A 21,725-nucleotide genomic window follows, 5' to 3' on the forward strand; every position below is an offset into this window, starting at 1 on the left:
GTCATGGGTGCACTTCCCCGGTTTGGGCGAGGGCAAGCGCCTCGAGCTGTTTGGCGGTCAGTTTGCGCGATGCACCGCGCGAGAAGTAACGCTCCAGATAGAACTGCCCCACCATCAGCACGCTGGTGATGGCCAGGTACCAGCTGGCGGCCACCAGCAGCAGCGGGATGGGCTGGAAGATCACGGCGGAAATGTCGCGGGTCCGGGTGTAGAGCTCGAGGGTATACGGCACGGCGGTGACCAGCGATGTGGTTTTCAGCATGCTGATCAGCTCGTTGCCCGTCGGCGGCACAATGACCCGCATCGCCTGCGGAAGGACGGTGCGCCGCATGGTCATCCACCACGACATGCCCAGCGCGACCGACGCCTCGGTCTGGCCCTCCGGCACGGAAATGATTCCGGCGCGGATGATTTCGGCCATATAGGCGGCCTCGTTGAGGCCCAGGCCGATGAAGGCCATCTGGAACGCCAGCGACAGCCCCTGCAGCTGGATGTGGAACAACGACGGACCGAACGGAACCCCGATCTGGATGTTCTGGTAGATCGACGGGAACAGGCCCCAGAACACCAACTGCACGTACACCGGGGTGCCGCGGAAAATCCACAGATAACCCCACGCGACGGCGCGGAACACCGGGTTGGGTGACAACCGCATCACAGCCAGGACGACACCGAGCACCAAGCCGATCGTCATCGCATAGACGGTGAGCTGCAAGGTGTTCCACGCTGCCTCGGACACCCGTGCGTCGAACAGGTACTTGATGTAGGTATCCCAGCCGTAGGCGGGGTTGGTGGCGGCACCGTAGACGAACAGGCCGGCCACGACGACGATCGCGGCCGCGCCGATCCACCGCCACGGGTGTCGCAGCGGGATCGCATCGATGGCGGCGGGACCGTTCGGGTCCGCCGCCGAGTCAGCGTTCGTCACGTCAGCTGGTGGCCCCATTGACGACCGGCTTGTCGATCATCCCGGCCTGCACGCCCCAATTGGTGGCGATCTGCTTGTACGTGCCGTTGTCGATCAGGTGCTGCAACGCCTGCAGCAGCGACTGCGCCAACGGCGAGCCCTTCTTCACGGGCCATCCGTACGGCGCCGAGTTGAACACTTCACCGGCCTGCACCAGCTTGCCGCCCGCCTGCTTGATCGCCCACAGCGTCACCGGCGAATCGGCTGACAAGGCGTCGGCCTGGCCGACGACGACGGCGTTGGCCGCCTGGTCCTGATTGTCGAACTTCACCACATCGATCGGTGGTTTACCGGCATCGGTGCACGCCTTGGTCTTGGCGGGCAGCTCCTCGGTGTCCTGGACCGTGGTGGACTCGACCGCAACCTTCTTGCCGCAGGCGTTGTTGGGGTCGACGTGGTCTCCGGCGCGCTGGGCCCACAGGCTCCCCGCGGAGAAGTAGGTGACGAAATCGACCTGCTGTTCGCGCTGCTTGCTGTCGGTGAACGACGACATGCCGACGTTGTAGGTGCCGGCCTGAATGGCCGGGATGATCTTCGAGAAGTCCGATTCTTCGCGGTAGTCGACAGTCAGGCCGAGCGTCTGCGCGATGGCGTTCATCAGGTCGACATCGAATCCGACGACCTTGCCGGTCGGATCCTTGTATTCGTTGGGCGCGTAAGGCAGGTTGACGCCCACGATCAGCTTGCCGCTGGACTTGATGGCCTCCGGCACCGTGTTGGCGATCGATTCGACCTTGGCGGCGGGAGCAGCCGACGAGCTCGTTGCGGGGGAACTGGATTCAGTGTTCTTCGCGCAGCCCGATAACGCCAATGCGCCACTGGCAGCCACCATCACCGCAATGCGCCGCGCCGTGCCCCGAACGGACTGACTCACACCTGACACGTCGCCTCTTCCTTCATGCTTCACTTCTGTCCCGACCACACCTGCCATGACACAGCGCCGGCGCGCATCGCCGCGCGCCCGCATTGGGAGCACCTTATCGGCACCGTCGTCACCAAGCAGCCCAATCGCCAGTTGTCCACATCTTGAACCAGGGAAAAACAGTGATGCCCGAACTCGTTGCACCCAGCGTCAAATATGTGAGACTGCGTCAATGACGACTCCAACTCCGCCAAGTCTGTTGCAGCATCTGTGGAAAACCGAGCTCATCGCGGGCCTGATCGCCGTGGCATTGGGCGCTGCCGTGTTAGCCCAGCCCGGCATCTCGGTCGCGGTGGCGGCCATCTTCTTCGGCGCTTACCTGCTCGTCACCGGCATCGGCCAGGTGGTGTTCGCCTTCAGCCTGCACGTCGCGGCCGGCGGTCGGGTGCTGGCGTTCATCAGTGGCGCCGCGTCACTGGTGCTCGCAGTACTGGCGTTCCGCCACCTCGGCGATGCTGTGCTGCTGCTGGCCATTTGGATCGGCATCGGCTTCATCTTCCGCGGCGTGGCCACCACGGTGTCGGCGATCAGCGATCCCGGCCTGCCCGGGCGCGGCTGGAACATCTTCCTCGGCGTCATCAGCCTCATCGCCGGTTTCGTGGTGCTCGGATCGCCGATCGAGTCGATCGGCACGCTGGCGTTGGTGACCGGCATCTGGCTGGTGGTCACCGGTGTCGCCGAAGTGATCACCGCTTTCGGGATCCGCAAGGGCGTCAAGGCTGTTGACAAGGCCGTCACCGACGCGACGACCAACGCCTGAGTCGGGTGATCTGCTGAGTATGTGTGGCCCGGCGCACGTGTGCGTCTGGCCACACATTTCGCGGTTCGGCAGGTATGGACCGTGGCCCGCATGAACTACTACAGTAAGTCGTAGACCAATCCTTTGGCTGGGGAAGGCTCAATGGACGCACTGGACGTATCGAGGTGGCAGTTCGGGATCACCACCGTCTACCACTTCATCCTGGTCCCACTGACCATCGGCCTCGCGCCGCTGTTGGCCGTCATGCAGACCGTTTGGGTGGTGACCGGAAACCCGGCCTGGTACCGGCTCACCAAGTTCTTCGGCAAGCTGTTCCTGATCAACTTCGCCCTCGGCGTGGCCACGGGCATCGTGCAGGAATTCCAGTTCGGCATGAACTGGAGCGAGTACTCACGCTTCGTCGGTGATGTGTTCGGCGCACCTCTGGCGCTCGAGGGCCTGGCCGCATTCTTCTTCGAATCCACCTTCATCGGCCTGTGGATCTTCGGTTGGACCAAGCTGCCTAAACTGGTACACCTGGCGTGTATCTGGATCGTCGCGTTCGGGGTGAACGCGTCGGCGTTCTTCATCATCTCGGCCAACTCGTTCATGCAGCATCCCGTTGGCGCGCACTACAATCCGGAGACCGGCCGGGCCGAGTTGACCAGCATCTGGGAGTTGCTGACAAACAACACCGGCATCGCGGCGTTCACGCACACGGTCGGCGGTGCGATCCTGACGGCAGGCACCTTCGTCGCCGCCATCAGTGCCTGGTGGATGGTGCGCAGCGGTAACACCGAAGAATCGCGCACCATGTTCCGCCCCGCCGCCATGCTGGGCTGTGTAATCGCCTTGGTCGCAGCCGCATCACTCGCGCTCACGGGGGATGTGCAGGGCAAGCTCATGTTCGTCCAGCAGCCGATGAAGATGGCCTCGGCAGAATCGTTGTGTCACACAGAAACCGACCCGAACTTCTCGGTGCTGACCATCGGCACCCACAACAACTGCGACAGCGTCGTACACGTCATCGAGGTGCCGTACGTACTGCCCTTCCTGGCCGAGAGCAAGTTCCAGGGCGTCCGACTGGAAGGCGTGCAGGACCTGCAACGGGAGTACGTCGCCAAGTACGGCCCGGGCGACTACCGGCCCAACCTGTTCGTCACCTACTGGTCCTTCCGCATGATGATCGGATTGCTGGCGTTCCCAGGGCTTTTCGCGCTCACCACATTGTGGTTGACCCGCAAGGGCCGGATTCCTACCCAACGCTGGCTGAGCATCTTCGCACTGGTGACGCTGCCCATGCCGTTCCTGGCCAACAGCGCCGGCTGGGTCTTCACCGAGATGGGACGGCAGCCGTGGGTGGTCGCCACCAACCCGACCGGTGACCCGAACCTGCACCTGACCATTCGGCAGGGCGTGTCGGCGCACAGCGCGGGTACGGTCTGGATCTCGCTGATCACCTTCACCGCGCTGTATGCGCTGCTTGCCGTCGTCTGGTTCTGGCTGATCCGCCGCTACACGATCGAGGGTCCGCTCGAACACGACGCCGAACCGACACCACCCACCCCACCGGGCAGCGACGACGTCGCCCCACTGTCGTTCGCGTACTAGGAAGGGGCAGCCATGGCCACCAGCGAGGAGCCGAGGGCGGATCGCGCATGACATTGCAACACCTGTGGTTCATCATCCTGGCCGTGCTCTTCGTCGGCTTCTTCGTCCTGGAAGGATTCGACTTCGGCGTCGGAATGCTCATGGAGTTCTTCGGCCGTGCTGCCGACGGGGACGCCGACCAGCACCGCCGCGCCGTCCTGAACACCATCGGACCGGTGTGGGACGGCAACGAAGTCTGGCTGCTCACCGCCGGAGGCGCGATGTTCGCGGCGTTCCCCGGCATGTACGCGACGCTGTTCTCGGGCCTCTATCTGCCGCTGCTGGCCATCCTCGTCGGCATGATCGTGCGGGCCTGCGCCATCGAATGGCGCGGCAAGATCGACGACCCGCAGTGGCGACGGTGGGCCGATATCGGCATCGCGGTGGGGTCCTGGCTGCCCGCCGTGTTGTGGGGCGTGGCGTTCGCATCCATCGTGCGCGGCCTCCCGGTCGACGCCCACCATCAGATTCAGCTGTCCTTCGGCGACGTCCTGGGCCCGTACTCCCTGCTCGGCGGTATCGCCACGGCCAGCCTGTTCGCGTTCCACGGCGCAGTCTTCGTCACCCTCAAAACCCAAGGGGCCGTGCATGATACCGCGCGCCGCTTTGCCACCCGACTCACCGTCCCGGTGACGGTGATCGTCGCCGCATTCGGCATCTGGACCCAGTTGGCCTACGGCAACGACGTGACCTGGATCGCGCTGGGAATCGCCGTGGTGGCACAGCTCTCGGCGGTCCGGTTGGTATGGACGCGCCGCGCCGACGGTTGGGCCTTCGCTGCGACGGCGGTGGTCGTCGTGGCCGTGGTCGCGCTGCTGTTCAGCTGCCTGTACCCGAATCTCATTCCCTCGACGCTCAACCCGGCGTGGAGCCTGACCATCCACAACGCATCATCGTCGCCGTACACCCTCAAGGTGATGACCTGGGCCGCCCTGGTGTTCACTCCGTTGGTGATCGGCTACCAGGGCTGGTCGTACTGGGTGTTCCGGCAACGGATTTCGGCCGAGCACATCCCGGCCTCCATCGGTCTGACCCGAAACGGCCTACCGCACTGACCCGACCGTCGACCAACCCCCGCATGACCGCAGGTCTGCGGCGGCATCTTGCGGCCACGGTCGGTAGCGGGCTGGTCATCACCGGCGCCGCGCTCGCCGCGGCAGTGCTCACCGCACAGGTGGTGGCCGGCGTCATCACGACCCCGGCGCGGCTCTCGCACTGGGTGCCACAGCTGCTGGCGCTCGCCGCGCTCTGGGCGCTGCGGGCCGGCGCCCTGTGGTGGCAGGCCAGGCTGAGCCAGCACGGCGCCACCGCGATGATCGCCGACCTCGACGCACAAGTCCTCACCGCGGTCACCGCGCTGCCGCCGCACCGTCGACAAGCTGTGCGCGACGAAGCCGCGATCCTGCTCACCCGCGGTCTCGACGGATTGCGGCCGTACTTCACCCGTTACCTGCCCGCCGTGGTCATGTCGGCACTGCTGACGCCGGCGGCAGTGATCGTGATCGCCTGGTATGACGTGAAATCCGCCGTGGTGGTGCTGATCGCCCTGCCGCTGATCCCCCTGTTCATGGTGCTGATCGGGGTCATGACGACCGAGCGCTCGGCTGCCGCGCTCGCCGCCATGGCCACGCTGCAGTCGCGGCTGCTCGATCTCATCGCGGGTATTCCCACCCTGCGCGCCCTGGGCCGAGCCGAAGGTGCGGCGCCGCGCATCACGGAACTATCTGACGCGCACCGGCATTCGGCCCTGGCCACGCTCCGCATCGCCTTCCTGTCGGCGCTGGTGCTCGAATTGCTGGCCACGCTCGGGGTGGCGCTGGTGGCCGTCGGCGTGGGTCTGCGACTGGTCAGCGGCGGGGTCACCCTGCCGGTGGCCCTGACCGTCCTGCTGCTGGCACCCGAGGTCTTCTGGCCACTACGGCGCGTCGGCGTGGAATTCCATGCGGCCCAGGACGGCAAGGTCGCTTTCGGGCAGGCCTACCGGCTGCTGGAGGCCACGGGGCAACCGGAATCGGGCGCCGCGCGGATCGGGGCGCGGCCGACCATCGACCTCGAGCAGGTCAGCGTCGATGGCCGGGACGGACCGGCCCCGCACAATCTGACGTTGCGGGCGGCGCCCGGCTCGGTGACCGTGCTCACCGGCCCCAACGGCAGCGGGAAAAGCACCGCGCTGCAGGCGATTCTGGGGCTGACGACGCCTGACACGGGTCGGGTACTGATCGGTGACGACGACCACCGCGTCGAGGTCGGCGCGCTGGATCGGCAGCACTGGTGGCGACAGATCGGCTGGCTGCCTGGGCGGCCGGTACTGGTCCCGGGTACCGTGCGAGAGAACCTGGAACTGCTCGGCACCCTCCCCGACCTCGACGATGCCTGCCGCACATCAGGATTCGACGAGGTCCTGGCCACGCTGCCCGCCGGACTCGACACCGTTCTCGGGCGCGGCGGCTCGGGGCTGTCGCTGGGCCAGCGACAGCGGCTGGCCCTGGCCCGGGTACTGGGCCGGCCGACCCCGGTGCTGCTGCTCGACGAACCGACCGCACATCTGGACGCCGAACTGGAAATCCGGGTCCTGCAAGCGATCCGGTCCCGTGCCGAGGCCGGCGCGACCGTCCTGGTCGTCGGACACCGCGACGCGGTGCTGGCCATCGGCGACGAGATCGTCCGGGTCGGAGGTGACGTCCATGTCCACGGCTAGGTTCGCGTTCGCGTTGCTGCGCCCCCGGCTGCCCCGCCTGGTGCTGGCCGTCACTCTCGGGTCAGCCGCACTCGGCAGCGCGCTCGCGCTGGCCGGGGTGTCGGCGTGGTTGATCACCCGGGCCTGGGAACGGCCGCCGATCCTGGAACTGACCGTCGCCGTGGTGGCAGTCCGCCTGTTCGGCATTTCCCGTGGGGTGCTGGGTTATTGCGAACGATTGGCGTCGCACGACGTGGCCCTACGCGCCGCCGGCCGCGCCCGCACCGAACTGTACCGGCGGCTCTGCGCCGCCCCGCCGGCGACGGTGCTGCGGCTGAGCAGCGGTGAATTGGTCTCGCGCGCCGGTGCTTCGGTCGATGACCTGGCCGACACCCTGGTGCGGTCGGTGCTGCCCATCGCCGTGGCGACGGTGCTGTCGTCGGCCACGGTGGTCGTCATCGCCGTCATCTCCCCCGCCGCGGCCCTCGCTCTTGCCGCCGGGCTGATCGCCGCCGGGGTGTGGGCGCCGTGGCAAGCCGCCCGCGCTGCAGAAGCCACCGAACACCTTGCCGCAGCGCACCATTCGGATCGCGATGGGGCCGTCATGCTGGCCCTCGACCACGCCGCGGAGCTGGCTGTCGCCGGCCGCCTCAGCGGAGTCATCACTGCGGCCACCGAGGACCACCGCCGCTGGGGCGATGCCGCCGATCGCGCCGCCCGGCCCGCCGCTCTGGCCACCGCAGTTCCGGTCCTGGCCACCGGCGCGAGTGCCATCGCCGCGGTGGTCGCCGCCATCGCGCTCACCTCATCCGTCGCTCCCACCACGTTGGCGGTCCTCATGCTGCTGCCGTTGTCGGCGTTCGAAGCAATCGGCGCCCTGCCGGCCGCGGCGGTGCAGCTGACCCGGGCCCGCATCGCCATCGCTCGGCTGACCGCGATGTTGGCCGAGGACTCCGCCGACCGCATCCTTGCGGCGGTCCCACCACTCGACCTGGCGGCCGGTGACCGAGTGGCAGTCCTGGGTGCCAGCGGCCGCGGCAAGACCACCTTGCTGTTGTCCACCGCCGATCACTTCCGCGAAACCGATTCCCCGGCCGGCTTTTTCGCCGAGGATGCCCACCTGTTCGACACCACACTGCGGGACAACCTGCTGGTGGCCCGTGGTGATGCCACCGACGACCAACTCACCGCCGCCCTGGCACAGGTTGGCCTCGGACCCTGGCTGGCGACGTTGCCCGAAGGGCTGTCGACCCTGCTTGGCGGTGGGGCAGCCGCGGTCTCCGCCGGCCAGCGCCGCCGCCTCCTGCTCGCCCGTGCCCTCTTGACCGACTTCCCCGTCGTCCTCCTCGACGAGCCGACCGAACACCTCGATGCCGCGGACAGCCATCGCCTGCTCACCGAACTTCTCACTCCCGGCGCGTTGTTCGGCACCGGGCGTGCGGTGGTGGTGGCGACCCATCACCTGCCGGCCGACCTCGACTGCACGGTGCTGGACCTGGACGCCAGCAACGACGGGTACCCTGCGGGGTCATGAGCATGTACCCCGGCGGCGGCTATCCCCCGCCGCCACCGCCGCCGTACGCCAACCAGGGATATGGGGCGTACCCGACGGCGCCGCGCAACGGCGTGGGGACCGCCGCGCTGGTGCTCGGCATCGTGGGACTGCTGACCTCATGGTCGGTGGTCGGTGGGCTGCTGTTCGGCCTCGGGGCGGTGGCGTGCGGCATCATCGGCCGCAGCCGGGTCAAGGAAGGGCTCGCCAACAATGCCGTGGTGGCCGGTGCGGGCATCGCGCTGGGCGCGCTCGCGACAGTGCTGGCAGTGGTGTTCATCTTCGTCGTGATCGGTTTCTACCGGCAGGTCGGCTTCGCCGAATACACCGACTGCATGACCCGCGCCGGACAGGACCAAAACGCGCAGAGCACATGCGTCCAGGAGTTCCGGAGCCGCATCGAGAAGGAGTTCGGCGTCGCGGCCGGCTGAGCCGGCAATTCGGCGGCGGTCGAGGTCTAATAACCCCGAAACCCTTTAGCCCGGAAAGTGTTTGACGATGCCTTCCTGAGTCACCGTCGCCAGCACCTGGCCGGCCCGGTCGAAGAAATGGCCGGACGCCAGACCGCGGGAGTCGGCGGCCACCGGCGACGTCGTCGAATACAGCACCCACTCGTCGAACTTGAAGGGCCGGTGGAACCAGACAGTGTGGTTCATGGTGACCGCGAAAATCCGGTCATGGCCCCATGACAGACCGTGGGTGGTGATGATCGAGTCGAGCAGCGTCGTGTCCGACGAGTAGACCAGCGCCGCGGCATGCAGCACCGGATCGTCGGGCATGGCGCCCATCGTTTTGAGCCACACCCGGTTGTGGTCGAGCCTGCCGCCTTTGTCCCGCATCACCCAGGCCGGGTCGTTGGTGTAGCGCCATTCGATGGGCTTGAGCGCCTCGACGAACAGCGGAACGGTTTCCTCGTAGCCCTTCAGCAGGTCGTCAATCGTGGGCAGTGACAACGGATCCGGCACCGCGGGCGCCTTGACGGCGTGCTCGAGACTGCGCCCGCCGGCCAGGTGTGACACCAGCGCCGTCGCCAGCAGGGTGTCGCCCTGCATGACATCGACCCGGCGGTTGGCGAACCGCCGTTCGTCGCGCAGCCGGACGACCTTGAACTCCAGGTCGCGCTCCGGGTCACCGCCGGCGATGAAGTGCGTCGAGAGCGTCGTCGGCGGCAGCTTCGGCGGCACGGTGCGGCTGGCGGCGACGAACGCCTGCGCCATCATCTGGCCACCGAAGGTGCGGACCGGGTTGCGGCTCGGATGGCCACCGGTGAAGGTGTCGTCGTCGACCTGGGTGACGTCGAGAACCTTGAGCAGTTCCTCGAAATCAGCAGTCGTCACGCGCGCTACCCCCCGGCCTAGTGGTCTTCCTCCCCGATCCGGTGCACGTGGATCAGGTTGGTCGAGCCTACTGTGCCCGGTGGCGCGCCCGCGACGATGACCACCAGGTCACCGCGCTTGTAGCGGTCCAGTTCCAGCAGCGCCTTGTCGACCTCTTGGATCATGCCGTCGGTGCTCTCCATCTGCGGCACGATGAACGTCTCGGTTCCCCAGGTCAGCGCCAGCTGGCTGCGCACCTCCGGCAGGTCGGTGAAGGCCAGCAGCGGCAGCGGTGTGTGCAGGCGGGACAGTCGGCGCACGGTGTCGCCCGACTGGGTGAAGGCCACCAGTGCCTTGGCGTCCAGCCGCTCTCCGATATCGCGGGCCGCGTAGGAGATGACGCCCCGCTTGGTGCGGGGCACGTGCGTCAACGGAGGTGCGTCGGTGGAATTTGCCTCGACAGCTTTCACGATGCGCGCCATGGTCCGCACCGCCTCGAGCGCGTACTTGCCGACCGACGTCTCGCCGGAGAGCATCACGGCGTCGGCGCCGTCGAGAATCGCGTTGGCGACGTCCGAGGCCTCGGCCCGGGTGGGCCTGGAGTTCTCGAGCATCGACTCCAGCATCTGGGTGGCCACGATGACGGGCTTGGCATTCTCCCTGGCCATCTGGATGGCGCGTTTCTGCACCAACGGCACTTCTTCCAGCGGCAGTTCGACGCCCAGGTCACCACGGGCGACCATGACGGCGTCGAAGGCCAGCACGATGGCCTCGAGGTTGTCGACGGCCTCGGGCTTCTCCAGCTTGGCGATCACCGGGACCCGGCGACCCACCCGGTCCATGACCTCGTGCACCAGCTCGATGTCCGCCGGAGACCGGACGAACGACAGCGCGATCAGGTCCACGCCAAGCCTCAGCGCGAACTCCAGGTCGTCGATGTCCTTTTCGGACAACGCCGGAACGGACACATTCATCCCCGGCAGGGACAGACCCTTGTTGTTGCTGACCGGCCCGCCTTCGGTGACGGTGCAGACGACGTCGTGGCCGTCGATCTTCTCGACCACCAGGCCGACCTTGCCGTCGTCGACGAGCAGGCGGTCACCGGCGACGGCGTCTTCGGCCAGCTGCTTGTAGGTGGTCGAGACGCGGTCGTGGGTGCCCTCGCAGTCGTCGACGGTGATCCGAACCGTCTCGCCGGTGCGCCACTCGGTGGGGCCGTCAGCGAAGCGACCAAGCCGGATTTTGGGACCCTGCAGATCGGCCAGCACGCCGACCGCGCGGCCGGACGCGTCGGAGGCCGCTCGCACGCGCTTGTACGCCGCCTCGTGGTCAGCGTGCGCGCCATGGCTGAAATTCAGCCGCGCCACATCCATCCCAGCATCCACCAGCGCCCTCACGGTCTCGTCGGTAGACGTAGCCGGGCCGAGCGTACAGACGATTTTTCCGCGCCTATTCACAGTGCATGAGCATAGTGGATCGATTCAGATAACTGCCCGCCGGGAGCGCTGTCGGCACGACAACATCCGTGGAACGCGGAGTTGCTGCGTGGCGTCTACGGCTGGATGAACGTCGGCACCAGCGGAAAGCCTGGGAGATTGCGGACCACCGTCCACACCGCCATCGCCACCAGCGCCGTCACGAGCGGAGGCGTCACCGACTGCCGACGTCGCCAGCACACGACCAGCCACGCCACCAACAACGGCAATCCAACGAGTGCGAACACGTTGTCGACCACCGCGGCCGAGAAGTCGCCGTGCAACACATCGTGAGTCATCCGCAGCCCACCGCACAGCGGACAGTTCCACCCCGTCAGCGCCCTGAATGGGCACGGCGGGAACCCGAATCCGGGGCGGTGCGGATCGGCCAGCCCGATGTACGTCAGCGCACCCAGTGCCGCGGCTCCCGTGCCGGCCACCGCCGCGACGCGTCCGAGCCTGCCTGCTGAGGTCATCAGTCCATGATGCCCGTCACCTGCCCGTCCGGCATGGCGCCCGATCGATCGGGAGCAATGCGAACGTCAGTGACCCCTCGACACCGACGTTCGCCACGAACTAGCGACAATATTGCCGTATTGTAACGGTTCGGGCAAACGTGGCGGGGTTTTATTGGCGCAACTGACCGTGACGGATCAGCTCGTTGACCGAGTCTTCCCATCGGGTCAGTTCCGCGTCAGAGGTGAACGGCGCGGGCAGGTGCCTGTCGAGGTGGCGACGCAGGATGATCGACCCCAGGGTCAGCACCAGGGGGTTCAAACCAGCCCAAACCGCATCGAGCCCGTCGACCGCGTCTCCGGTGTCGATCATTCGCTGCCACCGCTCGATGCCGCTGCGCGCCATCGCGTCGAATATCGCCATGCCGCTGGGAGTTTCAGAAGCCACCGCGCGGCCCAGGTAATCCATGACCACCAAATGATCGGTCAGCAGACGATGCACCGCCCTGCCGATCGCGGCAACCGAATCCTGGCCCGGGCTCTCGAGCGCGGCAATCATCGTGGCGCTGATAAGGGTCATAGCCATGTCGTCGACGGCTTTGATCAAACCGTCCTTGGTGCCGAAATGGTGCTGCACCAATCCGACTGAGACACCGGCGGTATCGGCGACCATCTGCAACGTCGCATCGGACGTGCCCCGTTGCGCAAACACCTTCAGCGCCGCATTGAGGATGCGGTCCTGCCGAGACTGCTGCAACTGCGCTCCGTCGGCTATGTCATCCACAGGGGACATCCAACCACCGCACGGGCGCACGCAACCGGCGAGTCAGGAACATACCGTTCGCATGAAAGTCCAGGTTGTGCGCACTTTCGCCGCGGGACGGACCTGAGGTCGGGTTGACTCTGCCCCCACCGTCTTGGCTTTACGCCCTCACCGCAGGGGCAACCGTCACGGTGTGCCGACGCCGCGCCTGCGGTATTGGCTACTCGACCGTTTCCGCCCCCAGTTCAGGGTCAACGACGAGGGCCGCCGAGCGTGCACACCGTGCACGCCGGCGCGAGATCCGCGATCTGTACGCACACTCGCGGCCCCAATGGCTGGCTCAGCCCTGCCGGCCCCACCAACGACGACGGGGCGCCGGCGGCTCCCACACGGGAACCCCAACCGGCTCAACCTTTTCGGTGGCTTCTGCTTTCGGCGCAGCTGCCTCGGCCGTTTCGGATTCACCAGCCGAATCGTCGGAATCTGTGGCCTCTTTCGACTCCTCGACGGCCTCGTCCTCGGCAGCGTCAGCGGCATCAGCAACATCGTCGGCGTCCGCGACATCCGTCTCGACCGCAGCCTCGTCAGCCGCCTCATCGGACTCCGCTGACCCCTCGGACTCCGCCACCGCCTCGTCCTCGGCAGCGTCAGCGGCATCAGCAACATCGTCGGCGTCCGCGACATCCGCCTCGGCCGCAGCCTCGTCGGCCACCTCGGCCGATTCCGTTGCCCCCTCGGACTCCGCGACACCTTCGACGCCTTCGGCCTCCGGCGCGTCGGCCCCGGCTTCGTCGGCATCGACTGCGTCTTCGTCGACCGATTCCTCCGCGTTCTCGGCGTCGACGACCTGCTCGGCGAGGGCTTCGGGTTCGTCGGGCTGGATCTCGACGGCGTCCGCCTCGTCGGCAACTTCGCTGTCGGCCTCAGGTTCGACGAGATCAGCATCCTCGGCGTCGTCGGTTTCCGTGGTACCACCGGCCACCACGCCGGCCGCGACGGCCAACGGCGCAGCGCCCTCGGCCTCGACCTCGATCTCGGCGTCAAACTCCTCGGCCTCGGCCTCCTCGGCCTGCGGGCCACCGAGCGTTGCCGGATCCTCACGGCCCCGCGGCGCCACCATCATGTAGACCACCGCGCCGATGAACACGAACGTCGAGGTGAACGAGTTGACGCGGATACCGGCGATCAGCGTGGCGGTGTCGCTGCGCATCAGCTCGACGCCGAAGCGGCCGACGCAATAGGCGGCGACATACAGTGCGAACAGCCGGCCGTGGCCCAGCTTGAAGCGGCGGTCGGCCCACAGCAGCAAGAAGAACACCAGGAGGTTCCACAGCAATTCGTAGAGGAACGTCGGGTGCACGATCTCGTAGACCTGCCCAGTTGAGACCCCGTTGAGCAGGTGCGGGTTCACCACACCGGAGCCGTCGCTGCGCTGGAAGATCTCCAGACCCCACGGCAAGTCGGTCGGCCGGCCGTACAGCTCCTGGTTGAAGTAGTTGCCCAGCCGGCCGATGGCCTGCGCCAGGATGATGCCGGGTGCGATGGCGTCGCCGAACGCGGGCAACGGAATTCCGTGCCGGCGGCAGCCGATCCAGGCGCCGACGCCACCGAGCGCGACCGCACCCCAGATGCCCAGGCCGCCATCCCAGATCCGGACGGCCGCCCCGATCCCCGCACCGCCCTCGGCGAAGTACGTACGCCAGTCGGTCATCAGGTGGTACAGCCGACCACCGATGAGCCCGAACGGCACCGTCCACAACGCGATGTCGTAGATGACGCCCGCCTCACCACCGCGCGCGACCCATCGGCGATCGCCGATGACCAGCGCGGCGATGATGCCGGTGATGATGCAGAGCGCGTAGGCCCGGATCGGTACTGGCCCCAAGTGCCAGACGCCCTGGGCCGGACTCGGAATGTATGCCAGCAACGATGTGGTCACGCGGAAACTCTCTGTCGTACTCCGTGGGCCAGTTCTTCGGACAAAGCTCGTACCGCGGGGATGCCGCCGTCACCGAGCGCAGATACCAACGCCGAGCCGACGATGACGCCGTCGGCGTAGGCCGCGATCTCAGCGGCCTGCTCCCGTGACCGCACACCGAGTCCGACACCCACCGGGATGTCCGACACGGCCCGCACGCGGGAAACCAACTCGGGCGCCATGTTCGATACCGCATCGCGCGCACCCGTGACGCCCATGGTCGAGGCGGCGTAGACGAAGCCGCGCGACGCCTGGACAGTGGTAGCCAACCGCTCCGGGGTGGACGACGGCGCCACCAGGAAGATGCGGTCCAGGTTGTGGGCGTCGGAGACGCTGAACCACTCGTCGGCCTCGTCGGGGATGAGGTCTGGGGTGATCAGTCCGAGCCCGCCGGCCGCGGCCAGGTCGCGCGCGAACGCGTCGACACCCCAGCGCAGCACCGGGTTCCAGTAGGTCATCACGACGGCGTGACCACCGGCGTTGCTGATGGCCTCGACGGCCTTCAAGGCATCACGGACCCGTACCCCACCTTGAAGGGCGACGTTCGTGGCGGCCGCGATCACCGGCCCGTCCATGCCCGGATCGGAGTACGCGACGCCGACTTCGATGATGTCGCAACCAGATTCGGTCATCGCCACCATCGCGTCGATCGAGGTCTGCACGTCCGGGTAGCCGGTCGGCAGGTACCCGATCAGCGCCGAACGCCCTTCGGCCCGGCACGATTCGAACAATCCAGCCAGTCGGCTCATGACGCTTCCCCAGTCCCACCGTCCAGTAACCCGAACCATTTCGCGGCGGTCTCGACATCCTTGTCGCCGCGGCCGGACAGGTTGACCACGATCACCGCGCGAGGACCGAGCTCCATACCTAATTTCAAAGCACCGGCGACAGCGTGCGCCGATTCGATCGCCGGGATGATGCCCTCGGTGCGGCACAGCAGTCCGAACGCTTCCATGGCCTCGGTGTCGGTGATCGGCCGGTATTCGGCACGGCCGGTGTCCTTGAGGTAGGCGTGCTCGGGACCGACGCCTGGGTAATCCAGACCGGCTGAGATGGAATGTGATTCGACGGTCTGGCCGTCCTCGTCCTGCAGCAGGTACGAGAACGACCCCTGGAACGCACCTGGGGAGCCGCCGGCGAAAGTGGCTGCGTGCCTTCCGGTTTCGACGCCGTCTCCGGCCGCTTCGAAACCGACCAGGCGCACGCCCGGATCATCGATGAAGGCGTGGAAGATTCCGATGGCGTTCGATCCGCCGCCGACGCAGGCGGTCACCGCGTCGGGCAGCCGGCCGGCCTGCTGCTGCACCTGGACCCGCGCCTCCATGCCGATGACGCGCTGGAAGTCGCGCACCATGACCGGGAACGGATGCGGCCCGGCCGCGGTGCCGAAGCAGTAATAGGTGTTGTCGGCGTTGGTGACCCAATCGCGGAAGGCTTCGTTGATGGCGTCCTTGAGGGTCGCCGAGCCGGCTTCGACCGACACCACGGTGCCGCCGAGCAGCCGCATCCGGGCCACGTTCAGCGCCTGTCGAGCGGTGTCGACCGCACCCATGTAGACAACGCATTCGAGGCCGAGCAGCGCGCAGGCCGTCGCGGTCGCGACGCCGTGCTGGCCGGCACCGGTCTCGGCGATGACGCGGGTCTTGCCCATGCGCTTGGCCAGCAGAACCTGGCCGAGCACGTTGTTGATCTTGTGAGAACCGGTGTGGTTCAGGTCTTCTCGTTTGAGAAACAGCCGCGCGCCGCCGGCATGTTCGGACAGCCGCGTCGCTTCGTACAACGGCGACGGCCGGCCGGTGTAGTGCTGCTGCAGGCGGTCGAGCTCGTCGAGGAAGGTCTGGTCGGTGCGGACCTTGTCGTAGGCCGCGGTGACCTCTTCGATGACCGCCATCAGCGCCTCGGGCACCAGGCGACCACCGTAGGCACCGAAGTGTCCCTTGGCGTCGGGGTCGTGGCTTGTGGCTTCGGCGACCGCCGCGCTCATCCGCGGCAATTCAGTACCAGTGCGATCAGACATGAGAACTCAGGCTGCTCTTCGCGCAGGAGCCCGCAATTCAGCGGGCTGGTTTCGGGCAGGACGGGTGCGTGCCGGCAGTCACCAGGTCGGCGACGGCGCTGCGGGGATCACCGCTGGTCACCAGCCCTTCACCGACCAGCACTGCGTCGGCGCCGGCGCCGGCGTAGGCCAGCAGGTCAGCGGTGCCACGCACCCCCGACTCCGCGATCCGGATGATGTTGCTCGGCAGGCCCGGAGCGATGCGGCCGAAGCAGTCGCGGTCGACCTCCAGCGTCTTCAGGTCGCGGGCGTTGACGCCGATGACCTGGGCACCGGCTTGCAGAGCCCGGTCGGCCTCCTCCTCGGTGTGCACCTCGACCAGGGCGGTCATGCCGAGGGACTCGGTCCGATCGATCATCGAGGTCAGAACCGACTGCTCGAGCGCGGCGACGATCAGCAGCAGCATGTCGGCGCCGTGGGCCCGGGCCTCGTGAATCTGGTACGGGGTGACGACGAAGTCCTTGCGCAGCACCGGAATCGACACCGCGGCACGCACGGCGTCCAGGTCTGCCAAGGAACCGTGGAAGCGACGCTCCTCGGTCAGCACACTGATCACCCGGGCACCGCCGGACTCGTAGGCCTTGGCCAGCTTGGCCGGATCGGCGATCTGCGCCAACGCACCCTTGCTGGGGCTGGCCCGCTTCACCTCGGCGATGACGCCGATGCCCGGCTCACGCAGCGCGGCGAGCGCATCCTTGGCGGACGGTGCCTGCTTGGCCCGCTCCTTGACCTCGGTCAGACTCAGCGCGGCTTCGCGGGCGGCAACATCAGCGCGAACTCCCTCGATGATGGAGTCGAGCACGGTCCCCGAAGTCATAGCGCGTCGTCGTCCTTCCGTGCCGGTTCGGCAAGCCAGATGATCTTCTCGAAGGGTAGTCGTCGGGGCGGCGCGGACTGCCACCGGGCCACGCTCATTTGCTCCCACCCCCGTTCTGGGTCGGATCGTGCCCCTCGTCGAGGGCATCCCACATCATCCGTTCGGACATCCCGTCGGCAGCTTCTTCCGGTGCAGCTTCGCGGCGTGCAGCCGGCGCGGCGTATTTGGAGGCGGCCGGGACGGCGGCGCCCTGACCTGCCGAACGCATCAGCAAAACGGCTCCGACCAGCGTCAACACCGCTGCCGCCAGCGTCACGCCGGCGCCCCAGTAGTGCCGCTGCGTCCCGACCAGGAACATCACGGCGATCTGCGCCATATCGGCCGCGCGCACCGAGACGTCGGTCACCACCCACAGGCTGATGGCCAGGTATCCCATCCCGGCACTCGCGACGGCGACCAGCAGCGCCAGCAGCCGCAGCGCCCAGCCGCGCACGGCCAGCGCCGCCACCGCGGCGGCGCCGACCACGAGCGCCAGTGGGATGAGGGCCGTCGACCAGGCCGAGCCGGACAGCGTCGTCGTCTTGGGCTGGCCCAGCCCATCGAACGACGACACGTCGACCCAGGGCAGCCGGGAGGCGCCCCACAACATCAGCGCGGCGACGAGCAGCAGCACCTGGGCGGTGCGGGTGGTCTTCACGGCTCGCTCAGCGTCTCAGCGGCCGCGATGGCCGCCAGCACGGCCTTGGCCTTGTTTGACGACTCGTTGTATTCGTAGGGCCCATTGGAGTCCGCCACGACGCCGCCCCCGGCCTGGACGTAGGCGGTGCCGCCGCGCATCAGCGCGGTGCGGATCGCGATCGCGAAGTCGGCGTTGCCGGCGAAGTCGAGGTACCCGAGCACGCCGCCGTATAGACCACGACGGGTCAGCTCGACCTCTTCGATGAGCTCCATGGCCCGCACCTTCGGCGCACCGGACAGCGTCCCGGCCGGGAAGCAGGCGGTGACGGCGTCCAGCGCGGTCTTGTCGTCGGCGAGGTGGCCGGTGACGGTGGAAACCAGGTGCATGACGTGGCTGTAGCGCTCGATGTGGCTGTAGTCCTCGACGCGCACGGTGCCCGGCCGGCAGACGCGCCCCAGATCGTTGCGGCCCAGATCGACCAGCATGAGGTGCTCCGAGCGTTCCTTGTCGTCGGCGAGCAGCTCTTTTTCGAGCAGGATGTCGTCCTCCTCGGTGGCGCCGCGCCACCGGGTACCGGCGATCGGGTGCGTGGTCGCCACGCCGTCCTTCACCGTGACGAGCGCCTCCGGACTGGAGCCGACCACCGAGAAGTCAAGGCCCCCTTCGGCATTGGGCACGTTGAGCAGATACATATACGGGCTCGGGTTGGTCACCCGCAGCATCCGGTACACGTCGATGGGGTCGGCGGCAGTGTCCATCTCGAACCGCTGCGACGGCACCACCTGGAATGCCTCGCCGGCCTCGATGTCGCCGACCAGCTTCTCGACGATCGCGGTGTACTCCTCGACCGTGCGCTGCTGCCGGGGCTCCGGCTGCGGCCGACTGAAGGTCGCGATGCTCGACGGCAGCGGCTCCCCCAGCGCCTTGGTCATGACGTCGAGGCGCGCCACCGCATCGTCATACGCCCAGTCGACGCGCTCGTCGGTGCCGTTCCAGTTGACCGCGTTGGCGATGAGCGTGATGGTGCCCTCGTGGTGGTCGACGGCCGCCATGTCGGTGGCCAACAGCAGCACCATGTCCGGCAGCTTGAGATCGTCGACCGCCAGCTCCGGCAGCCGCTCCAGGCGGCGCACCATGTCGTAGGCGAAATAACCCACCAGCCCGCTCGACAGCGGCGGCAGGCCCGGGACGGGCGCGGTCTGCAGCAGCGCGAGGGTGTCGCGCACCGCCTGCAGCGGGTCGCCGCCACTGGGCGCGTCCTGCGGCGTGTTCCCCAGCCAGACCGCGTCACCGTCCCGAACGGTCAGCGCTGAGGGCGCGCCCGCGCCGATGAAGGACCACCGGGACCACGACCGCCCGTTCTCTGCCGATTCCAGCAGAAACGTGCCGGGACGGTTGGCGGCCAGCTTGCGGTAGGCCGACAGCGGCGTCTCGCTGTCGGCGAGCACCTTGCGCGTCACCGGCACGACGCGGTGCTCGGCGGCCAGCGCCCGGAATTCCTCACGTGAGGTCGTCTTCACGCGGCCATCCTCCCAGAAGTAGCGTGGCACCCATGAAACGTGGTGACGTCGTCGCAGAGTTCAGCCTCCCCGACCAGACCGGGACCGTCCGCAGCCTTTCCGAGCTGCTAGTCAATGGGCCGATCGTGCTGTTCTTCTACCCCGCGGCCATGACGCCGGGCTGCACCATGGAGGCCTGCCACTTCCGCGACCTGGCGGCCGAGTTCGCCGCGGTCGGCGCGTCCCGGGTCGGGATCAGCATGGACGCGGTGGAGAAGCAGGACAAGTTCGCCGAAAAGCACAGCTTCGACTACCCGCTCCTGTCTGACACCTCAGGTGCGGTCGCCGAGCAGTTCGGTGTCAAACGTGGCCTGCTCGGCAAGCTGATGCCGGTCAAGCGGACCACGTTCGTCATCGACACCGACCGCAGGGTGCTCGAGGTCATCGCCAGCGAGATCTCCATGGACTCCCACGCCGACAAGGCGCTCGAGGTGCTCAAGGCGCGTTAGCCGCCCCGATCACCGCCGCCAGTGACGCGGTGAGCACGGAATCGCTGCGACCGCAGGACCAGCCGCCGCGGTGCTCCAGGTAGGTGACCGCCGTGGCACCGATGGACTGCTGGGTCAGGCCCAGAATCTCGACCGGCCGGCCCACGTCGGCCAGCGCCTGGGTCAGCGCCGCGACCGGTCCGACACCGCGATGCGCGCTGGTGTGGGCCATCCCGTTGACGGTCAGCGTGATCTCGGTGGTTTCGTCGCTGCTCGCGTGCCAGTCCTTGAGCTCAACCGGACCCCTGTGGTCCAGGTAGGTGGCCTCGAACAGGTCGTACAGCTCCGCCGCGGTCACCTCGGCACCGCTGCCGTCGGTATGGGCCTGCACGTGCCGGGCGAAGTCGATCTGCAGCCGCCGCGGCAGGTCCAGCCCGTATCCAGTGTGCAACAGGTAGGCGATGCCGCCCTTGCCGGACTGTGAGTTGACCCGGATCACTGCGTCGTAGCTGCGTCCGATATCAGCCGGATCGATCGGCAGATAAGGCACCCGCCAATCGATTTCGCGCTCCGCTTTGCGCTCCGCAGTGGCCCGGGCGCGATGTTCGATCAAGCCCTTCTTGATCGCATCCTGATGCGTGCCCGAAAACGCGGTATGCACCAGGTCGCCGACATATGGATGCCGATCGTGGATGGGCATCCGGGTGCAGTGCGAGACGGTGCGGGCGACCGCGTCGATATCGGAGAAGTCGATCATCGGGTCGACACCCTGGGCGTACAGGTTCAGGGCCAGGGTGGCGATATCGACGTTGCCGGTGCGCTCGCCGTTGCCGAAGACACAGCCCTCGACGCGTTGTGCGCCGGCGAGCACGGCCAATTCGGCGCAGGCCACCCCGGTCCCGCGGTCGTTGTGCGGGTGCACGGACAGGATCACCGCGCCCCGCCGGGCCAGGTTCCGGTGCATGTACTCGATCTGGTCGGCGTACACGTTGGGCGTCGCGACCTCCACGGTGGCAGGCAGATTCAGGATCACCGGCCGCTGCTCGGTGGCGTCCCACAGCTGTGTCACGGCATCGCAGATCTCCAGCACATAGTCGGGTTCGGTGAGGTTGAACACCTCCGGAGAGAACTGGAATCGGATGTTCGGCAGGCCATCCGTCAGCGTCAGCACATCGAGCGCGCCGTGCAGGATCAGGCTGCGCAGTTCGTCGCGGTCTCTGCCCAGCACGGTATTTCGCCACGTGGGCGCCGTCGCGGTGTACATGTGGATGACGACGTCGTTGCGCATGCCCCGCACCGACTCGACCGTGCGCTCGATCAGGTCGCGCCGGGCCGGGGTGAACACCGCGATGGTGACATCCGGTGGCGCAATGTCGGTCTCGGCCAACAACCGCACGAAGTCGAAGTCGGTCGCCGACGCCGACGGGTAACCGACCTCGATCTCCTTATAACCGATGGCGACGAGCTGTTCGAAGAATTCGCGTTTGCGATCGGGGTCCATCGGCTCGGCCAGCGCTTGGTTGCCGTCGCGCAGGTCGACGGGCACCCACAACGGCGCGGTGGTGATTCGGTTACTGGGCCAATCCCTTTGGGCCACCGGAATGTCCACGCGGTCGAAGACATCGGTGTAGCGGTGCCAGGGCATCGGTGACGGTTGTTGACGGTTCCAGGAGGTGCTCATGAGTGGTTTGC

The 21,725-nt window shown here is 67.3% G+C and carries 20 protein-coding genes; 7 read left to right on the plus strand and 13 right to left on the minus strand.

Annotation, left to right across the window (positions count from 1 at the left end; translation table 11 throughout):
• Position 1 precedes the first annotated feature (1 nt).
• On the minus strand, positions 2-946 hold the full coding sequence (locus tag ACX12F_RS16775) for an amino acid ABC transporter permease (protein WP_459365659.1): 945 nt from the start codon (positions 944-946) through the stop codon (positions 2-4).
• Positions 930-1,799: an ABC transporter substrate-binding protein gene (locus ACX12F_RS16780; RefSeq protein WP_459370389.1), complete on the minus strand. Its 870-nt coding sequence runs from the start codon at positions 1,797-1,799 to the stop codon at positions 930-932. Before ACX12F_RS16780 ends, ACX12F_RS16775 begins: the two co-directional genes overlap by 17 nt.
• 244 nt (positions 1,800-2,043) lie before the next feature.
• Between ACX12F_RS16780 and ACX12F_RS16785 the strand changes: the two genes are divergently transcribed.
• The 6 genes from ACX12F_RS16785 (at position 2,044) to ACX12F_RS16810 (ending at position 8,938) form a co-directional block, all read left to right on the plus strand.
• Positions 2,044-2,649, plus strand: coding sequence for an HdeD family acid-resistance protein (locus ACX12F_RS16785; protein ID WP_459370390.1), 606 nt, complete (start codon positions 2,044-2,046; stop codon positions 2,647-2,649).
• A 141-nt stretch (positions 2,650-2,790) separates the two neighbouring features.
• Positions 2,791-4,239, plus strand: coding sequence for a cytochrome ubiquinol oxidase subunit I (locus tag ACX12F_RS16790; protein WP_459365660.1), 1,449 nt, complete (start codon positions 2,791-2,793; stop codon positions 4,237-4,239).
• A gap of 47 nt (positions 4,240-4,286) precedes the next feature.
• Positions 4,287-5,333 carry a cytochrome d ubiquinol oxidase subunit II gene (gene cydB, locus ACX12F_RS16795; RefSeq protein WP_459365661.1) on the plus strand — a complete coding sequence of 349 codons (1,047 nt, stop codon included), beginning with the start codon at positions 4,287-4,289 and terminating at the stop codon, positions 5,331-5,333.
• 23 nt (positions 5,334-5,356) lie between these two features.
• A complete protein-coding gene (gene cydD, locus ACX12F_RS16800) occupies positions 5,357-6,976 on the plus strand; it encodes a thiol reductant ABC exporter subunit CydD (protein ID WP_459365662.1) in 1,620 nt (539 codons plus the stop codon).
• Positions 6,963-8,489, plus strand: coding sequence for an ATP-binding cassette domain-containing protein (locus ACX12F_RS16805; protein ID WP_459365663.1), 1,527 nt, complete (start codon positions 6,963-6,965; stop codon positions 8,487-8,489). The genes cydD and ACX12F_RS16805 overlap by 14 nt, the downstream gene beginning before the upstream one ends.
• A complete protein-coding gene (locus tag ACX12F_RS16810) occupies positions 8,486-8,938 on the plus strand; it encodes a DUF4190 domain-containing protein (RefSeq protein ID WP_459365664.1) in 453 nt (150 codons plus the stop codon). The genes ACX12F_RS16805 and ACX12F_RS16810 overlap by 4 nt, the downstream gene beginning before the upstream one ends.
• A 45-nt stretch (positions 8,939-8,983) precedes the next feature.
• Here ACX12F_RS16810 and ACX12F_RS16815 read toward each other — a convergent pair whose 3' ends face one another.
• From ACX12F_RS16815 to ACX12F_RS16860, 10 genes are all read right to left on the minus strand, one after another.
• On the minus strand, positions 8,984-9,844 hold the full coding sequence (locus ACX12F_RS16815) for an acyl-CoA thioesterase II (RefSeq protein ID WP_459365665.1): 861 nt from the start codon (positions 9,842-9,844) through the stop codon (positions 8,984-8,986).
• Between the two features lie 17 nt (positions 9,845-9,861).
• Entirely contained in the window at positions 9,862-11,280 is a 1,419-nt protein-coding gene (gene pyk, locus ACX12F_RS16820; RefSeq protein WP_459365666.1) for a pyruvate kinase, read from the minus strand.
• Between the two features lie 95 nt (positions 11,281-11,375).
• The gene (locus ACX12F_RS16825; protein WP_459365667.1) at positions 11,376-11,774 is read right to left on the minus strand and encodes a DUF2752 domain-containing protein; all 399 of its coding nucleotides are present in this window, start codon (positions 11,772-11,774) and stop codon (positions 11,376-11,378) included.
• Positions 11,775-11,925: 151 nt separating this feature from the next.
• Positions 11,926-12,546 carry a TetR/AcrR family transcriptional regulator gene (locus tag ACX12F_RS16830; protein ID WP_459365668.1) on the minus strand — a complete coding sequence of 207 codons (621 nt, stop codon included), beginning with the start codon at positions 12,544-12,546 and terminating at the stop codon, positions 11,926-11,928.
• A gap of 310 nt (positions 12,547-12,856) precedes the next feature.
• Positions 12,857-14,455 carry a prolipoprotein diacylglyceryl transferase gene (gene lgt, locus ACX12F_RS16835; protein WP_459365669.1) on the minus strand — a complete coding sequence of 533 codons (1,599 nt, stop codon included), beginning with the start codon at positions 14,453-14,455 and terminating at the stop codon, positions 12,857-12,859.
• Complete coding sequence (gene trpA, locus ACX12F_RS16840; RefSeq protein ID WP_459365670.1) at positions 14,452-15,243, minus strand: tryptophan synthase subunit alpha; 792 nt, start codon at positions 15,241-15,243, stop codon at positions 14,452-14,454. Before trpA ends, lgt begins: the two co-directional genes overlap by 4 nt.
• Positions 15,240-16,511 carry a tryptophan synthase subunit beta gene (gene trpB / locus ACX12F_RS16845; RefSeq protein WP_459365671.1) on the minus strand — a complete coding sequence of 424 codons (1,272 nt, stop codon included), beginning with the start codon at positions 16,509-16,511 and terminating at the stop codon, positions 15,240-15,242. The genes trpA and trpB overlap by 4 nt, the downstream gene beginning before the upstream one ends.
• 37 nt (positions 16,512-16,548) lie before the next feature.
• Complete coding sequence (trpC, locus tag ACX12F_RS16850; RefSeq protein ID WP_459365672.1) at positions 16,549-17,367, minus strand: indole-3-glycerol phosphate synthase TrpC; 819 nt, start codon at positions 17,365-17,367, stop codon at positions 16,549-16,551.
• A 94-nt stretch (positions 17,368-17,461) separates the two neighbouring features.
• Complete coding sequence (locus ACX12F_RS16855) at positions 17,462-18,016, minus strand: TIGR02234 family membrane protein (RefSeq protein ID WP_459370391.1); 555 nt, start codon at positions 18,014-18,016, stop codon at positions 17,462-17,464.
• Positions 18,017-18,060: 44 nt separating this feature from the next.
• On the minus strand, positions 18,061-19,566 hold the full coding sequence (locus ACX12F_RS16860; protein ID WP_459365673.1) for an anthranilate synthase component I: 1,506 nt from the start codon (positions 19,564-19,566) through the stop codon (positions 18,061-18,063).
• A 32-nt stretch (positions 19,567-19,598) separates the two neighbouring features.
• Here ACX12F_RS16860 and ACX12F_RS16865 point away from each other — a divergent pair, with 32 nt between their 5' ends.
• Positions 19,599-20,054 carry a peroxiredoxin gene (locus tag ACX12F_RS16865; RefSeq protein ID WP_459365674.1) on the plus strand — a complete coding sequence of 152 codons (456 nt, stop codon included), beginning with the start codon at positions 19,599-19,601 and terminating at the stop codon, positions 20,052-20,054.
• Here ACX12F_RS16865 and ACX12F_RS16870 read toward each other — a convergent pair.
• The gene (locus ACX12F_RS16870) at positions 20,041-21,678 is read right to left on the minus strand and encodes a 2-isopropylmalate synthase (protein WP_459370392.1); all 1,638 of its coding nucleotides are present in this window, start codon (positions 21,676-21,678) and stop codon (positions 20,041-20,043) included. The genes ACX12F_RS16865 and ACX12F_RS16870 overlap by 14 nt on opposite strands.
• Between the last annotated feature and the right edge of the window lie 47 nt (positions 21,679-21,725).

Source organism: Mycolicibacterium sp. HS_4_1 (assembly GCF_054515875.1).

Excerpts from the sequence above, each read along its gene's own strand:
- cydD (WP_459365662.1), top strand. The coding sequence starts at position 5,357 with ATGACCGCAGGTCTGCGGCGGCATCTTGCGGCCACGGTCGGTAGCGGG.
- ACX12F_RS16825 (WP_459365667.1), bottom strand. The coding sequence starts at position 11,774 with ATGACCTCAGCAGGCAGGCTCGGACGCGTCGCGGCGGTGGCCGGCACG.
- trpA (WP_459365670.1), bottom strand. The coding sequence starts at position 15,243 with ATGAGCCGACTGGCTGGATTGTTCGAATCGTGCCGGGCCGAAGGGCGT.
- ACX12F_RS16780 (WP_459370389.1), bottom strand. The coding sequence starts at position 1,799 with ATGGTGGCTGCCAGTGGCGCATTGGCGTTATCGGGCTGCGCGAAGAAC.
- ACX12F_RS16805 (WP_459365663.1), top strand. The coding sequence starts at position 6,963 with ATGTCCACGGCTAGGTTCGCGTTCGCGTTGCTGCGCCCCCGGCTGCCC.
- ACX12F_RS16865 (WP_459365674.1), top strand. The coding sequence starts at position 19,599 with ATGAAACGTGGTGACGTCGTCGCAGAGTTCAGCCTCCCCGACCAGACC.
- ACX12F_RS16870 (WP_459370392.1), bottom strand. The coding sequence starts at position 21,678 with ATGCCCTGGCACCGCTACACCGATGTCTTCGACCGCGTGGACATTCCG.
- ACX12F_RS16830 (WP_459365668.1), bottom strand. The coding sequence starts at position 12,546 with ATGTCCCCTGTGGATGACATAGCCGACGGAGCGCAGTTGCAGCAGTCT.
- ACX12F_RS16775 (WP_459365659.1), bottom strand. The coding sequence starts at position 946 with ATGGGGCCACCAGCTGACGTGACGAACGCTGACTCGGCGGCGGACCCG.
- cydB (WP_459365661.1), top strand. The coding sequence starts at position 4,287 with ATGACATTGCAACACCTGTGGTTCATCATCCTGGCCGTGCTCTTCGTC.
- trpB (WP_459365671.1), bottom strand. The coding sequence starts at position 16,511 with ATGTCTGATCGCACTGGTACTGAATTGCCGCGGATGAGCGCGGCGGTC.
- trpC (WP_459365672.1), bottom strand. The coding sequence starts at position 17,367 with ATGACTTCGGGGACCGTGCTCGACTCCATCATCGAGGGAGTTCGCGCT.
- ACX12F_RS16855 (WP_459370391.1), bottom strand. The coding sequence starts at position 18,016 with ATGTTGTGGGGCGCCTCCCGGCTGCCCTGGGTCGACGTGTCGTCGTTC.
- ACX12F_RS16790 (WP_459365660.1), top strand. The coding sequence starts at position 2,791 with ATGGACGCACTGGACGTATCGAGGTGGCAGTTCGGGATCACCACCGTC.
- ACX12F_RS16810 (WP_459365664.1), top strand. The coding sequence starts at position 8,486 with ATGAGCATGTACCCCGGCGGCGGCTATCCCCCGCCGCCACCGCCGCCG.